This is a genomic window from Floridaenema aerugineum BLCC-F46, assembly GCF_041929345.1.
Taxonomy (GTDB): domain Bacteria; phylum Cyanobacteriota; class Cyanobacteriia; order Cyanobacteriales; family Aerosakkonemataceae; genus Floridanema; species Floridanema aerugineum.
In genome coordinates, this window is sequence record NZ_JBHFNQ010000181.1 from 17,877 (window position 1) to 33,730 (window position 15,854).

Genomic DNA, 15,854 nt, shown 5'->3' on the forward strand with positions numbered 1-15,854 from the left:
TTTCTCGAAAAAGAGGACTCAGGAGAAGAAACACTGCCTTATTTAGTTATACTATCGAGGTACAAGATGAACACTAATAGCATCAACCAGCCAGAAACACCAACATCCCCAACCCCTTTATCAACCTTTCCGGTGGAAATAATAGTCAGTTTGGCTACAGCCCCTTTACTTCTAGGTGTATTATGTGGAAAGGCTTCACTAAAGTTTCTCCAAGCACTAGGGGAAGCAAGCGAAGAAGTATTTCGCGGCGATCGCTTGCCAGTGCTGCAATTTCCCAAAGTTGAATCTCAAGGAGATTAAGACTTGTGCAGTGGAAACAAAAATCTGTAGGATTTCCCCATACCGGGCAACTAAATATGTGACGCGAATTACAAAAGATCAAAGAATAAGACAATTGTAGAAAAGATTTTCCAGGGCAACACCGCAGAAACAACGACTGAGTTGAAAAAGGTAAAAGCTGAACATAAAAGCCTTCTGCCTTGAAGCTGGGAAGCCTTCTTACACTAAGGCAGGCTGGATTGGTTGAATTTGGTACTAATCTAGCCCAATAAGCCTCGTAAAATTTGTTGGTTATTATTGCTTGGATAGTAAAGAACAACACCTATGAGTCCTACACTTCAATCCGATCAGGCAGTTCATCTCGCTTCCCCATCAGACCTATTTTTGCGACATCGTCTTAAAGTCGTAGAGGACTTATGGGAATACGTTCTCCGCACAGAATGCGGTCAAGAACTAGTAGATTTGTGTAATTATTTGCGATCGCTATGTTCAGAAGAAGGGCAAGCAACTGGCGACAGTCTTCAAGAAGAGGAAGTTTTTCGGATCATTCAAAATTTAGAAATCAATGATGCCATCCGCGCAGCGCGTGCTTTTGCCCTTTATTTCCAATTAATTAATATTGTGGAACAGCACTACGACCAAAGGGCGCAACAACAAGCTTTACGAATGTCGTTTAAGCAAGAAGTTCCCGATCCCGCACTGCAAGCATTTACTAAATTAGATGCCGAATCTAAAGAAACTATTCCCGGGTCTGATTCGTTAGAAAAAAGTTGGCAAGCAGCAAATTGGTCACGCAAGGAAAAGGGAACTTTTCAATGGTTGTTTCCTTACTTGCGAAAATTGAATATGCCGCCTCAAGCTGTCCAAAAATTAATTGACAATTTGGATATTCGGTTAGTATTTACCGCCCACCCAACCGAAATTGTCCGGCATACAATTAGAGATAAACAGCGCCACATTGCCAAAATTCTTCAAGAACTTGATGATTTAGAAGAAGGAAGTACGCTGAGCGAAGAAGCGGAAAATTCTTGGGAAGGTAAGTTACTCAAAGAAGAGTTAACAGAAGAAATTCGTCTGTGGTGGCGAACTGATGAATTGCATCAGTTTAAACCTTCAGTTTTGGATGAAGTAGATTATGCTTTGCACTACTTCCAAGAAGTTTTGTTTGAAGCAATTCCCCAACTTTATCACAGGTTAGAAAATGGGCTAAAAAGTGTGTGGAGAGATCTGCGTCCTCCAAAACCTAATTTTTGTAAATTTGGTTCTTGGGTAGGGTCAGATAGAGATGGGAATCCCTTTGTTACCCCCGCAGTTAGTTGGCAAACAGCTTGTTACCAAAGGCATTTAGTTTTGGAGAAATACATTGGCTCGGTAGACAAATTAATTAATCGTTTAAGTTTGTCTTTGCACTGGTGCGATGTTCTGCCAGAGTTGTTAGAATCTCTGGAACAAAATCGTTTACAAATGCCAGATGTTTATGAGGAATTGTCAATTCGCTATCGCCAAGAACCTTATCGGTTAAAGTTATCTTATGTGAAGAAGCGGTTGGAGTATACACGCGATCGCAATTGGCGACTCTACAAAGGTGAAGCTTTACAACCAGAATCTCTCCAACAAAAACCGCAAACGCCGATCTATAAAACAGCCGAAGAATTTTTGGCACAACTGCGATTAATTCAACGCAACTTACAAGAAACAGGTTTAATTTGCCGCGACTTAGAACACCTGATTTGCCAGGTGGAAGTTTACGGATTTTGTTTAGCATCTTTAGATGTCCGCCAAGAAAGTACCAGACACTCAGATGCCATCAACGAAATAGTTGATTATCTGCAAGTATTACCTTGTCAGTATAATGAATTAGAAGAAGAGGAAAAAATTAAATGGTTAGTTTCGGAACTGCAAACTAGACGACCTTTAGTTCCTAACGAATTACCCTTTAGTCCTCAAACTTGCGAAACAATTGAAACATTGCGCGTAGTGCGGCAAATGCAGCGAGAGTTTGGAGAAGACATTTGCCAAACTTATATTATTAGCATGAGCCATGATGTCAGCGATCTGTTAGAAGTTTTGCTGTTTGCCAAAGAAGCAGGACTTTACGATCCCTCCACAGGTGAAGGAACTCTGCAAGTAGTACCACTATTTGAAACAGTGGAAGATTTGAAAAAAGCGCCTTCCATCATGCAAACTCTGTTTGAGTTGCCATTTTATCGCGGTTTACTGGCTGGTGGTTATCAGAAGTATGAAGCAGAGAAGAAAAAGGAAGTTGGAAATAATGTTACCTCTGTGGGTTCCTTACCTTCATCATTACAAGAGGTAATGTTGGGTTATTCTGATAGCAACAAAGATTCTGGTTTCTTAAGTAGTAACTGGGAAATTCACAAAGCACAAAAAGCTTTGGAATCGATCGCTTGTAAATACGGCGTTTCCCTCCGCATTTTTCACGGCAGAGGCGGTTCTGTGGGACGTGGTGGCGGCCCTTCCTACGAGGCGATTTTAGCCCAACCAGGACACACAATCAATGGCAGAATTAAAATTACCGAACAAGGCGAAGTCTTGGCTTCTAAATATTCTTGGCCTGACTTAGCTTTGTATAATTTAGAAACTGTCACCACAGCAGTAATTCAAGCTAGCTTACTCAGAACTGGGTTCGATAATATTGAACCTTGGAACGAAATCATGGAAGAGTTGTCTACGAAATCTCGCGAACATTATCGCGCTTTGATTTACGAACAACCAGACTTTGTTGATTTCTTCATGCAAGTAACGCCAATTGAAGAAATTAGCCAATTACAAATTAGTTCTCGTCCCGCCAGACGAAAAACCGGGAAAAAAGATTTAAGCACATTAAGAGCAATTCCTTGGGTATTTAGTTGGACACAAAGCCGCTTTTTATTACCAGCTTGGTACGGCGTAGGCACAGCACTTAATCAATTTTTGCAGGAAGATACCCAAGAAAATTTGAAGTTGTTACGCTACTTCTACTACAAATGGCCTTTCTTCAAAGTAGTGATTTCTAAAGTAGAAATGACTTTATCCAAAGTCGATTTACAAATCGCTCACTACTACATGAAAGAATTGTCAGCACCAGAAGATTTACCCAGATTTGAAAAGTTGTTTGCTCAAATCGCTGATGAGTATCATTTGACTCGCGATCTAGTCTTAAACATCACCGATCACAAACGTTTGTTAGATGGCGATCCTGACTTACAGCGATCGGTCCAAATCCGCAACGGAAACATCGTACCTCTAGGATTTTTACAAGTTTCCCTCCTAAAACGCCTGCGCCAAAGCAAATCCCAAAGCCTCACAGGTGTAATCGACTCCCGTCACAGTCGCGGCGAACTACTGCGAGGTGCATTGCTAACAATTAACGGTATCGCAGCCGGAATGAGAAACACAGGCTGATCCAGTAGGGTGCGTTACGGCTGCGCCTAACGCACCATTTTTTAGGAAAATTTCCCACTTTGAATTCTCTTTTCTATTTCCTAGTGAACTACCCCAAATATACCTAAAGGTATATTTGGGGCTTCTAGTTTCACAGGGGAGTGAGGCACAAAGAAACCCGGTTTCGTAGAAGTTACCGGGTTTGCAGGAGTGTACTTCATAAACCTGCAATCTGCTGGATCAGTAAAGTGTGAAAATTTGTGTGTTTTTGTATTGCCAGATGCACTCCTTAACCTGAGCTTTATCACTTAACCTTACTCTCTATACTAAAAAGCATAAATTAATACTAAGTATGTTAAAGATAATTCAATTAAAGCGGAGAAATCAACTAATTTTTCTCTGCCTATTTGCCTTTGTGATTAGCAGTAACTCTACCAACCTTTTTCATCCCCAAACTGCCACTGCAAAAGATTCTTCATTGCTTTTAGCGCCAAATAAAGTAATGCTTACTGGTGCTGGCGCTTCTTTTCCAGCTATTTTATATCAGCGCTGGTTCTTAGAATTAAACAAAAAAAATCCGCATATTCAAATTAGTTATCAATCAGTTGGTAGTGGTGCTGGAGTACAACAGTTAATTAATGGAACCATAGACTTTGGTGCCAGTGATGTGGCGATGACTGATCAGGAAATGGCAAAAGTTTCTAGAGGTGTAGTGTTAATTCCCATGACCGCAGGTAGTGTGGTTGTGGGTTACAACTTACCTGGAATTTATTCTTTAAGATTTTCTCGTAGTACATTAATTGCCATATTTTTGGGTCAAATTAACACTTGGGACGACCTCAAAATTGCCAAAGATAACCCAGGAGTCAAGCTACCAAATACACCGATTAGTATTGTCTATCGTTCTGATGGTAGCGGTACAACTGCTATTTTCACTCAACATTTAAGCGCTATTAGTTCTGAATGGAAAAGTAAAGTTGGTGAAGGTAAGTCTGTATCTTGGCCTACAGGTGCAGGTGCGAAAGGTAATGAAGGTGTAACTGCTCAAATTCTCCAAACTCCAGGAGCAGTTGGTTACTTAGAATATGGTTACGCCAGAAATAACAACATTCCTGTAGCTACATTACAAAACAAAGCCAGCAATTTTGTCGCACCGACTCCTGCTAATTCTGCGACTGCGTTAGCTTCAGTGAAGTTACCACGAAACTTACGTGCTTTTGTTCCAGACCCTCTGGGAGCAAATTCCTATCCCATTGTTACTTACACTTGGATCTTGGCTTACAAAACTTACCCAGATGCGAACAAAGCAAAAGCATTGAAGGAAGCTTTGAATTATGGATTAACTACAGGACAGGATATTGCTGATGATTTAGGATACATTCCTTTGCCGGAAAGTGTTGTCAAGAAAGCGCAAGCCGCTGTTAACTCTATCAAGTAGATTAATTTTTGCTAGGGAGCTTTTGCTGAAGATTTAGCCAAATTGCGGTTAAAGCAGTAAGTGTAACATACGGTTTTCCTGTGTTCTCGGTACATTGCATAGCACTCACACAACCCGAAGTAACTACTACTAAAGATAGATTTATTTATAAGAATATTGTAAAGATTTGTATAAATTAGTATTCCAAAACACATTCCTTAACCTGCGCTTTATCACCTAACCCTACTGTCAATACTCGACAGCATAATCCAATAGATTTTTAAACTATGTCGGTCAGAGTTCGATTAAAGCGGAGAAACCTGCTGGTTTTTCTGTGTCTCTCAGCCTTTGTTATTGCCAGTATCGCTTCCAACCATTTCCGTCCTCAAAGCGCTACTGCCAACGACTCTTCATTGCTTTTAGCCCAGGGTAGAGTAACTCTCACTGGTGCTGGTGCCTCTTTCCCAGCCCCCTTATATCAACGTTGGTTTTCAGACTTCAACAAAACTAATCCCAATGTTCAAGTCAGCTATCAATCTGTTGGTAGCGGTGCGGGTGTACAACAGTTAATCAATGGAACCGTAGACTTTGGTGCCAGTGATGTGGCGATGACTGACGCGGAAATGGCAAAAGTTTCCAGAGGCGTAGTGTTAATTCCGATGACCGCAGGCAGCGTTGTTGTGGGTTATAACTTACCTGGTGTTAATTCTTTAAGACTTTCTCGTAGTACATTACCTGCCATATTTTTGGGTGAAATAAAGACTTGGAACGATCCCAGAATTGCCAAAGATAACCCAGGAGTCAATCTACCAAGTACACCTATTAGTGTTGTCTATCGTGCTGATGGTAGCGGTACAACTGCCATTTTCACCCAACATTTAAGCGCTATTAGTTCTACCTGGAAAAGTAAAGTTGGTGAAGGTCGCTCTGTATCTTGGCCCACAGGTTCAGGTGCTAAAGGTAATGAAGGCGTAACTGCTCAAATTCTCCAAACTCAAGGAGCAATTGGCTACATCGAATATGGCTATGCCAGAACTAACAAAATTCCACAAGCTACCTTACAAAATAAAGCCGGAAATTTTGTCGCACCAACTCCTTCTAATTCTGCGGCTGCGTTAGGGTCAGTACAGTTACCAGCCAACTTACGCGCCTTTGTTCCAGATCCTCCGGGAGCAAATGCCTATCCAATTGTTTCTTACTCTTGGATCATGGCTTACAAAACATACCCCGATCAAAATAAATCCAGAGCACTGAAGCAAGCTTTGAATTATGGATTAACCACAGGACAGAACGTTGCAGATGATTTAGGTTATATTCCTTTGCCGTCCAGTGTTGTATCTCGATCGCAAGCTGCAGTTAACTCAATTAAGTAAATTAATTTTTACTAGCGGACTTTGAAGTTTAGATCCCCGACTTCTTGGAGAAGTCGGGGATCTAAATGGTTTTGTAGTTTTTACTACGTATATCTTGCTGATTCCACACTAAAAAGAAAGCATAGTTAATATAAGAAATGTTTGCGTAAAGTAAAGCTCTTCAATTTTAGTAAAGAGGATAACTCTAATGATAGATGCACAAACAAATCAAGCACCTCATCGTGTAGTAATTGTCGGTGGTGGTTTTGGCGGGTTGTATGCGGCGAAAGCTTTGGGTCGTGATCCTGTAAAAGTGACTTTGGTTGATAAACGAAATTTTCATTTGTTTCAGCCACTTTTGTATCAAGTAGCAACGGGAAGTTTGTCTCCTGCTGATATTTCTTCTCCCCTCCGGGCGGTATTAAGCGATAACCAAAATACGCAGGTGTTGTTAGCAGAAATGTTGGATATCGATCCAGAACGAAAAAAGCTATTTTTAAATAGTGGTGAAGTTGATTATGATACTTTAATTATTGCGACTGGAGTTAAGCATCACTATTTTGGGAATGAGCATTGGGAAACAGCTGCACCGGGATTAAAAACTGTGGAAAATGCTTTGGAAATGCGGCGACGAATTTTCATGGCGTTTGAAGCGGCGGAAAAGGAAACTGATTTAGAAAAACGCCGTGCTTGGTTGACTTTTGTGATTGTGGGTGGGGGACCAACTGGGGTAGAATTGGCTGGCGCGATCGCAGATTTAGCCTTTGCTACCTTAAGAAAAGAATTTCGTAATATTGATACATCCGAAGCTAAAATCTATCTCTTGGAAGGCATGGATCGAATATTGCCTCCCTATAAACCAGAACTATCTGCTAAAGCGGAAAAGTCTTTAAATAAATTAGGCGTAACTATCTTAACTAAAACTTTAGTTACTAACATTGATGGCGATGTTGTAACTATGAAACAAGGTGACACAGAATCACAAATTGCTGCTAAAACAATTTTATGGGCAGCTGGTGTCAAAGCTTCTCCTGTTGGCAAAGTTTTGGCAGAACGCACAGGCGTAGAATTAGATAGAGTCGGTAGAGTTATTGTGGAACCAAATTTGACAGTTAAGGGTTATCCCGATATTTTTGTCATTGGTGATTTGGCAAATTATGCCCACCAAGATGGTAAACCTTTACCGGGAGTTGCGCCTGTAGCCATGCAGGAAGGAGAATATGTTGCTAAACTGATTCAACAGCGGTTAAAAGGTAGTGAAAATGCTTTTCCTTTCCGTTATTCTGATGTGGGAAGTTTGGCAGTTATTGGTAAAAACTACGCTGTAGTTGATTTAGGTTTTGTGAAATTATCTGGTTTCCTAGCTTGGCTAACTTGGGTGTTTGTGCATATCTACTTCTTAATCGAATTTGATAACAAATTAATAGTAATGATTCAGTGGGCTTGGAATTATTTTACCCGCAAAGGTGGCGCTCGTCTAATTACAGGAAATGAATCTATGGGCGTAGTGGGAGTTAACGAAAAAGGTGAGTACTATGTACCACCAGCAAATAAATCTCCTCTGGAAGTCCGCTATTGACTCCCGTCACAGCGTAGGGGTAATTTATGAATTACCCCTACGCTGTGACTTGTTGATGGTGTGGGCGATCGATCGCCCTCATTATCACATCAATTGCTTTGTGTCAAATTTAGAATTTACGTATTTATCACGATACACAGAGGGGGGTACTGAGTGCATCTTTAGAATTTTCTGGCTTTAATGCTATAATTGAAAATCTTATCTACTGTTCTGGCTGCTGTAAATTTTGCAGTTTTGAATCAATTGTGAGTAGTCAAATTCGCTTCTCACTTAATTCATTATAAATAACAAACAAAATACCGTTTCTCAGGTTTTAAATAGAGAGTTAATTAATCTCAGTAGTAATACGGAAAACCAAGAGACTCTCTAAGGTAGTCTCACTCAAGGTTAATAAAATTAACTATGTTAGAACTAGGTTGTAGGATTGAGTTTTGAAAAATTTTCATGACAAACGATATTGTGCTGATTTGATTTATTGATGAATGCGATCGCTAAATAGGTTTGCATTTCCAGCTAATTTCCAACCAATTTTAAATGCAATCAAGCAAATAAAAATCAGTTATGAACGGCATAGAAGAATCAGGGGAAAAATTTAAAATTCTCGATCGAATACCCATTGGTATTTGCCTGTTACGAGAAGATTTTGTTGTCATATATTGGAATAGTTGTTTAGAAAAATGGACAAATATTCCAAAACATAAAATTGTCGGTGCTAATATTACTACCTATTTTCCTCATTTAGGTCAACCGAAATATGTTAGCCGTCTCCAGGAAGTCTTTGCCGGAGGTTCATCAATAATTTTCTCGTCGCAAGTTCACAAACATTTAATTCCGGCTTACTTACCTGATGGAAAATTGCGAGTGCAGTATACCACCGTTACTGCTGAACCTGCGCCTGATGGAAGTTACTATGCCTTACTTTCTATCCAAGATGTTACAAAGCTTACCCAAAGAGTTCAAGATTACCGCACCAAGAGAGACAGGGCGCTAGCAGAGGTGCAAGAACGGCAACAAGCAGAGGCAGCGCTACAACAAACAAATGACCAACTGCAAGCAGTTTTAGACGCTGTTCCTGGCTTGGTTTCTTGGATTAGTTCTGACCTAAAATATATCGGTGTCAACGAACATTTGTGTACAACTTTTAACCAAGCTCCAGAAAATTTTATCGGGAAAGATCTGGGTTTTTTAGGAAGTAGCTTTGACTTTGCTAATTTTATGAGTTCTTTTATGTGTAGTGAGCAAAAAGCTGCTCATAAAGTCATTGATGCCAAAATTAAAGGTAATATCAAAAATTACTTAATTGCTGCTCAGAAGTATCAGCAAAGTCAAGCTGCTGTAGCGGTAGGAATTGATATTACCGAACAAAAACAGGCAGAACAACAACTGAAGACTTCATTGCGAGAAAAGGAAGTATTACTAAAGGAAATTCATCATCGAGTTAAAAATAACCTCCAAGTTATTTCTAGCTTGCTTAAATTGCAATCTGAGTTTACCAAGGACAGGGAAGTAATTTCACTTTTAAGTGATAGTTATAACCGAGTTAGGTCAATGGCACTAATTCATGAAAAACTCTATCAATCTCAAGGTATTGCCCAAATTGATGCTGCTGATTATATTAAGAGCCTAGTTTACAATTTAGTCTCTTCCCACACACCAATTTCTGAAAGAATAAATTTAGATATCCAAGTCGAGCCAATATTCTTTGATTTAGATACAGCTATTCCTTGCGGATTAATTATTAACGAGTTGATTTGCAATACTTTAAAATATGCTTTTCCCGAGGGAGCAATTGGTAAAATTTATCTTAGGTTATCCCTGCTAAAAAATCAATTCATTTTGTTAGAAGTAGCCGATAATGGCATTGGATTACCAGCAGATTTTGATATTGAGATGAGCGAAAGTTTAGGCTTACAGTTGGTCAATAATCTTACTAATCAGTTAGAGGGAAATATTGAAATTGATTTGCAATGTGGAACATTTTTCCGCATTACTTTCCCTTTTAGAGGTAACATTTCTCAAATTCCTAGTCCTGTTTGAAAATTGCTTGCTATCCTTTGAGTAGGAGCAAGCCTTGTGATAGGTAAACTTATGCAATTTAACGATTCATGGCTAAACTTACCCAAATTAGAGCAGGCTATTAACCGTCATCCTACCCTGATAGCTGCTAATACGCTATTGGTAGATGTGATATCTTTGATGGGCTTTTCCCCGGGTAATCAAACTACTATTACTGGTGGCGATCGCCTTGAAGAGAACGAACAAACTGAGGATTTACAAGATCTCAGTTGTAATTATGTTGTAGTCATGGAAAATGACCGGGTTCTGAGCGTATTTACTGAGCGGAATCTGGTGCAGTTAATGGTATCTGGAGTTAAGGTAAATAATCAAATTAAAATTGCTGATTTAATTACCAAACCCTTAGTTAATTTGCGCTTCTCTCAGACGGAAAATATTGTTACTCCGCTAGTATTTTTCCAACAATATAAAACTTCTTATTTACCAGTTATTAACGAGCGAGAAGAATTTTTAGGAATTGTTACGCCTACGACAATTCTCCAAACTTTAAAACTGACGAATTTATTTAAACTCGGCACGGTAGGAGAGGTGATGAACACTGAAGTAATAAGTGTCGATCGCGCAACCTCCGTCCAAAAACTTGCTCAATTAATTATCGCAAACCAAGTAAATTCACTAGTAATTACCGCAGAAATAGCACCAGAAAAAATTGTGCCTATAGGAGTAGTTACCGAACGGCAAATAGTCCAAGCTTGGACGCTAGGTATGGATATAGCGCAAACACCAGCGTCTTTAATTATGCGGAGATTAGGACAGGAATTAAATCCTACAAATTCGCTGCTTTATGCTTATCAGCAAATGCAAAGCGATCGCATGGATACCCTATTAGTTTCTGAAAGTCAAAGCGAATTTTCAGATAAAAAATGGGGAATAATAACAGCAATGGAATTATTGCGATCCCTAGAACCAATGCACATCTATCGACGACTGAAGCGCACTCAACAATTTGTACACCAACTCCAAGCTGAAAAAGCGCAACTATTGTCTCGTCGTAATGCTGAATTAACCGAACAAGTACAACAACAAACAGAAAAACTGCGCCAAGAGTCAGAGAAACTAAAGCGACAAGTACAACAGGCGAAATTAATTAACCAAATTACCCAAGCAATGCGGGGAACTTTGGTATTAGATGAAATTTTGCAAACTACAGTTAATCAGTTACATGAAGCATTAAATCCTAGTCGTTGCTTAATCTTTCGCCCAAATGCTGATAATCAATTAGCAATCCATTATGTTTCCGAAGCTACATCGGAAGGCAACAGTTTAATTGGTATAAGCTGCGATTTTTATCAGGTTTATCACTCCCAATTAAGTCAAGGTGAACCGCTGGTTTTACCTGAAATTAATTCTAGTTTGACTGGGAAAATTCAGGAAACAGCTAAAGGGTGTAATATTCGCGCCATTATGATTATGCCGTTGATTTATCAGCAAACTTATATTGGCGGAATTAGTTTAGATGAATGCGATCGCCAACGAGAATGGACAGAAGATGAAGTAGCTTTTGTGAAAGCAATTGCCGATCATTGTGCGATCGCCATTCATCAAGCAAAACTTTACCAACAATTACAAATAGAACTGCAAGAACGGCAAAAAGCCGAAGCAGCCTTAAGAAAACAAAAGCAATTTCTCCAAGATGTTATTGATATTAATCCCAACCTAATTTTTGTTAAAGATTTCCAAGGTAGATTCATCTTAGCTAATCAAGCTTGCGCGGATATTATCGGCTTAACTGTTGAGCAAATGCTTGGTAAAACTGATGCCCAATTAAATCCAAAATTAGGAGAAGCGCAACAATTTTATCATGACGATCGCGAGGTAATGATCACCCGCAAAACTAAATTTATTGCCGAAGAACAACTAACTAATATTACAGGTGAAGTGCGCTGGTTGCAGACAGTAAAAAAACCAATATTAGCTTCAGATGGTGAAACAATTCAAGTGTTGGGTGTAGCTACTGATATTACCGAACGCAAACGTGCCGAAATTGCACTACAAAAACTTAACTCATTATTAGAAACTAAAGTTGCAGAACGCACCGAACAATTGAATCAAATAATTAGGGGACTAGCAAAGGAAATTGTGCAACACAAACGCACAGAAGCAGCACTAAAAGAAAGTGAAAACCGATTCCGCAATTTAATTGAAACTACTAACGATTGGGTATGGGAAGTCAACGAGAATCTTGTTTATACTTATTCTAGCCCGAAAGTAAAAGAAATTTTGGGTTATGATCCAGAAGAAATTTTAGGTAAAACTCCCTTTGATTTGATGCCACCTGATGAAGCAACGCGAGTTCTAAATGCTTCTCAGCCAATGGTGATGGCACAACAAGGTTTGACCTGTTTAGAGAATACTAATATTCATAAAAATGGTCATCTGGTTGTATTAGAAACTAGTGCCTCTCCCATTTTTGATGAAAAGGGATTATTTAAAGGTTATCGGGGGATCGATCGAGATATTACCCAGCGCAAACGTGCAGAAGCTTCATTGCAAGAAAGCCAAGCACAATTACAAGCTATTCTCGATAATTTACCAGCAGTTATGTACCTATACGACACTCAAGACAGATACTTACTAACTAATCGTCAGTTTGAAACTTTATTTAATGTGAAGAAAGAAGAAATTGTTGGTAAAACTGTATATGATTGTTGGCCGCCAGATATTGCTGAGGTATTTGCCAGAAATAACTGCCTGGTAAGGGAACAAGGAACTGCGGTACGCACTGAAGAAGTAGCACCTAATGAAGATGGATTACATACTTACCTGACGGTGAAGTTTCCTTTAAGAAATAGCGATGGTGAAATATATGCAGTTTGTGGGATTTCTACCGATATTACCGATCGCAAACAAGCCGAAAAAGCACTACAAGAAAGTCAAGCAAGATTAGAAAAATTAGCAGCCAGTGTACCCGGAATGATTTATCAGTATGTTCTACATCCTGATGGTTCCCCTTCCTTCCCTTATATTAGCGCTGGTTGCACTCCAATTTGGGAATTAGAACCAGAAGAAATGCAGTCAAATCCTCAGCTTAGCTTCGCTCTGATTCATCCTGAAGATTTACCATCTTTAATTAAGTCAACGGAAATTTCCGCTGAAACTTTAGAACCTTGGCAATGGGAAGGACGCATCATTACACCATCAGGTAAGTTGAAGTGGGTGCAAGGAATTTCTCGTCCTGAAAAACAAGCTAATGGCGATATTTTATGGGATGGTTTGTTTATTGATATTAGCGATCGCAAACTAGCAGAAGCAGCCTTAAGCGAAAGTGAAAGACGATTAAGAATTGCTCTTAATGCTGCTAATATGGGAACTTGGGATTGGGAAATGCAAACTAGTAAATTAACTTGGTCTGAGCAAACGGAAATAATTTTTGGTTTTGCTCCTGGCACTTTTCCAGGAAATTATCAAGCTTATTATAATCTGATTCATCCTGACGATCGTCACTATCTCACCACAGCAATAGCTCACTCCCTAGAACAAAGAAGTCCCTATAACGTTGAACATCGGGTAATTTTGCCTGACGGCTCAATTCGTTGGGTGGCTGGTAAAGGTGATGTAATTTGTAATTCATCAGGACAAACTCTAGGTTTGAGTGGTGTAGTTATGGATATCACTGAACGCAGACAAGCAGAAGCAGCATTGCGCGACAGTGAATATAAACTCCGCTCCATAGTAGAAAACTGTAATGATGCGATCTTTCTTAAAGATACAGAAGGTCGTTATCAATTTATTAATCGCATAGGAGCCAAAATTTTAGAGCGTCCAGTAGAAGAGATTTTAGGCAAACGAGATGATGAATTATTCACTCCCCAAACAGGTAGGCAAGTTTGGGAACTTGACTACACAATTATGAGGAGTGGAATCACTTGGAGTTATGAAGAATCAGCAGAAGTCAATGGCAAAAAATACACTTTTCTTTCTACTAAATCTCCCTATATGTCATCCGAAGGCGAAGCAATAGGTTTAGTAGGAGTTTGCCGTGATATCACCGAAAGTAAAGAAATCGAAGAAAAAATGCGGCGACAAATTGCTGCTGTAGAAGCCGCCAGTGATGGAATTGCGATCGTTAATGCTACCGGGGAATATATTTATCTAAATGAATCTCACGTTAAGATTTTCGGCTACGAAAGCGCACAGGAATTAATTGGGAAGACTTGGCATTGCTTGTACAATAGCGAAGAACTTCAGAGACTAGACCGGGAAGTGATTCCCATTGTTTTGCAAAAAGGAAAATGGCAAGGAGAAGCAACTGCTACAAAACGCGATGGCACAACTTTTACTGAAGAACTTTCTCTCACTTTAACTCCAGATGGCGGATTAATTTCTGTATGTCGTGATATTACCGAACGCAAGGGAATAGAAGAAATTTTAAGGTTAAGAAATCGCGCGATCGCAGCGAGCAACAACGGTATTATTATTACCGATGCTAGAATACCCGCTCAACCCATTATTTACGTTAATCCAGCCTTCGAGCGAATGACAGGTTACTCAGCTGCTGAAATATTAGGAAAAAACTGTCGTTTTCTCCAAGGTAAAGAAAACAAACAACCAGAATTAGAACGATTGAGAACTGCAATTCGCCAACAAGAAAATTGTACTGTTCTCCTACGTAACTATCGGAAAGATGGCAGCTTATTCTGGAATGAATTAAGCATTTCACCCATTCACGATGACGATGGAGTTCTGACTCACTTCGTTGGTATTCAAATCGATATTACTGAACGTAAGCAAGCAGAAGAAGAACTGCGAGCTACAACTTCCCGCCTCTCAACATTGATGGAAAATTTACAACTCGGTATTTTAGTAAAAGATGAAAATGAACTAGTTGTTTTACTCAATCAAGCATTCTGCGATCTCTTCAATATTCCCATAGTACCTGGTGCTTTAATTGGTGCTGACTTTTCCGATTATATAGAAACTTATCAACATTGTTTTGCTAATCCCGAACAAGTTATTCAACGCTATAAAGAAATTTTGCAATCTCGAAAAGTAACAACTAACGAAGAAATTTTAATGGCAGATGGTCGAATTTTAGAACAGGATTATGCACCAATTTTTGTCCAAGGAGAGTACAAAGGACATTTATGGATGTATCGAGATATCACCGAACGCAAAAAAGCCGAAAGTGAAATGAAGACATCACTTAAAGAAAAGGAAATCCTGCTCAAAGAAATTCACCACCGAGTTAAAAATAACTTACAAGTAATTTCCAGCTTACTGAAGCTGCAATCTAGCTACATTAAAGATGAAGAAGCCTTGATTTTATTCACAGAAAGTTACAACCGTGTCAGGTCAATGGCACTAATTCATGAAAAATTATATCAATCCAAAGGTTTAGCCAGAATTGATGCCGCTGATTACATTCACGACCTGACAGATAATCTATTTCGCTCTTATAATGTAGCAACAAACACCATTAAATTAAACCTGCAAGTAGAACATATAGAATTAGATATAGATACAGCAATTCCTTGTGGTTTAATTATTAATGAATTAGTTTCTAATTCGCTGAAATACGCCTTTGTTGACAAAGGAAAAGGAGAGTTATATATTAGCTTTCATCACCAAGAAGAGAGTCAGGAAATTACTTTAGTAATCAGTGATAACGGAATCGGGTTGCCACCTGATTTTGACGTTAGAGAAATTGAATCATTAGGATTGCAATTAGTCGGCAATTTAACCGAACAATTAGATGGAGAAATTGAAATTAATTCCGACCTGGGTGCTAGTTTCAAAATTACATTTACCAACCGGAGTGCTAAATAAA

The 15,854-nt window shown here is 39.2% G+C and carries 7 protein-coding genes; all 7 read left to right on the plus strand.

Translation table 11 applies throughout. The features are described 5' to 3' along the window. Nucleotides 1–66: 66 nt before the first annotated feature. The 7 genes from ACE1CC_RS23355 (at nucleotide 67) to ACE1CC_RS23385 (ending at nucleotide 15,853) form a co-directional block, all read left to right on the plus strand. Complete coding sequence (locus ACE1CC_RS23355; protein ID WP_413272835.1) at nucleotides 67–300, plus strand: hypothetical protein; 234 nt, start codon at nucleotides 67–69, stop codon at nucleotides 298–300. A gap of 303 nt (nucleotides 301–603) precedes the next feature. Next, nucleotides 604–3,684: a phosphoenolpyruvate carboxylase gene (ppc, locus tag ACE1CC_RS23360; protein WP_413272836.1), complete on the plus strand. Its 3,081-nt coding sequence runs from the start codon at nucleotides 604–606 to the stop codon at nucleotides 3,682–3,684. A gap of 331 nt (nucleotides 3,685–4,015) precedes the next feature. Beyond that, the gene (gene pstS, locus ACE1CC_RS23365) at nucleotides 4,016–5,101 is read left to right on the plus strand and encodes a phosphate ABC transporter substrate-binding protein PstS (RefSeq protein WP_413272837.1); all 1,086 of its coding nucleotides are present in this window, start codon (nucleotides 4,016–4,018) and stop codon (nucleotides 5,099–5,101) included. A 266-nt stretch (nucleotides 5,102–5,367) separates the two neighbouring features. After that, nucleotides 5,368–6,453, plus strand: a complete 1,086-nt coding sequence (gene pstS / locus ACE1CC_RS23370; protein WP_413272838.1) for a phosphate ABC transporter substrate-binding protein PstS — start codon at nucleotides 5,368–5,370, stop codon at nucleotides 6,451–6,453. Nucleotides 6,454–6,640: 187 nt separating this feature from the next. Continuing rightward, a complete protein-coding gene (locus ACE1CC_RS23375) occupies nucleotides 6,641–8,011 on the plus strand; it encodes an NAD(P)/FAD-dependent oxidoreductase (protein WP_413272839.1) in 1,371 nt (456 codons plus the stop codon). A gap of 561 nt (nucleotides 8,012–8,572) precedes the next feature. Then, nucleotides 8,573–10,048 (plus strand): PAS domain-containing sensor histidine kinase, encoded by a 1,476-nt coding sequence (locus ACE1CC_RS23380; RefSeq protein ID WP_413272840.1) that lies wholly within the window; start codon nucleotides 8,573–8,575, stop codon nucleotides 10,046–10,048. Nucleotides 10,049–10,099: 51 nt separating this feature from the next. Beyond that, complete coding sequence (locus ACE1CC_RS23385) at nucleotides 10,100–15,853, plus strand: PAS domain S-box protein (RefSeq protein ID WP_413272841.1); 5,754 nt, start codon at nucleotides 10,100–10,102, stop codon at nucleotides 15,851–15,853. The last annotated feature ends 1 nt before the right edge of the window (nucleotide 15,854 follow it).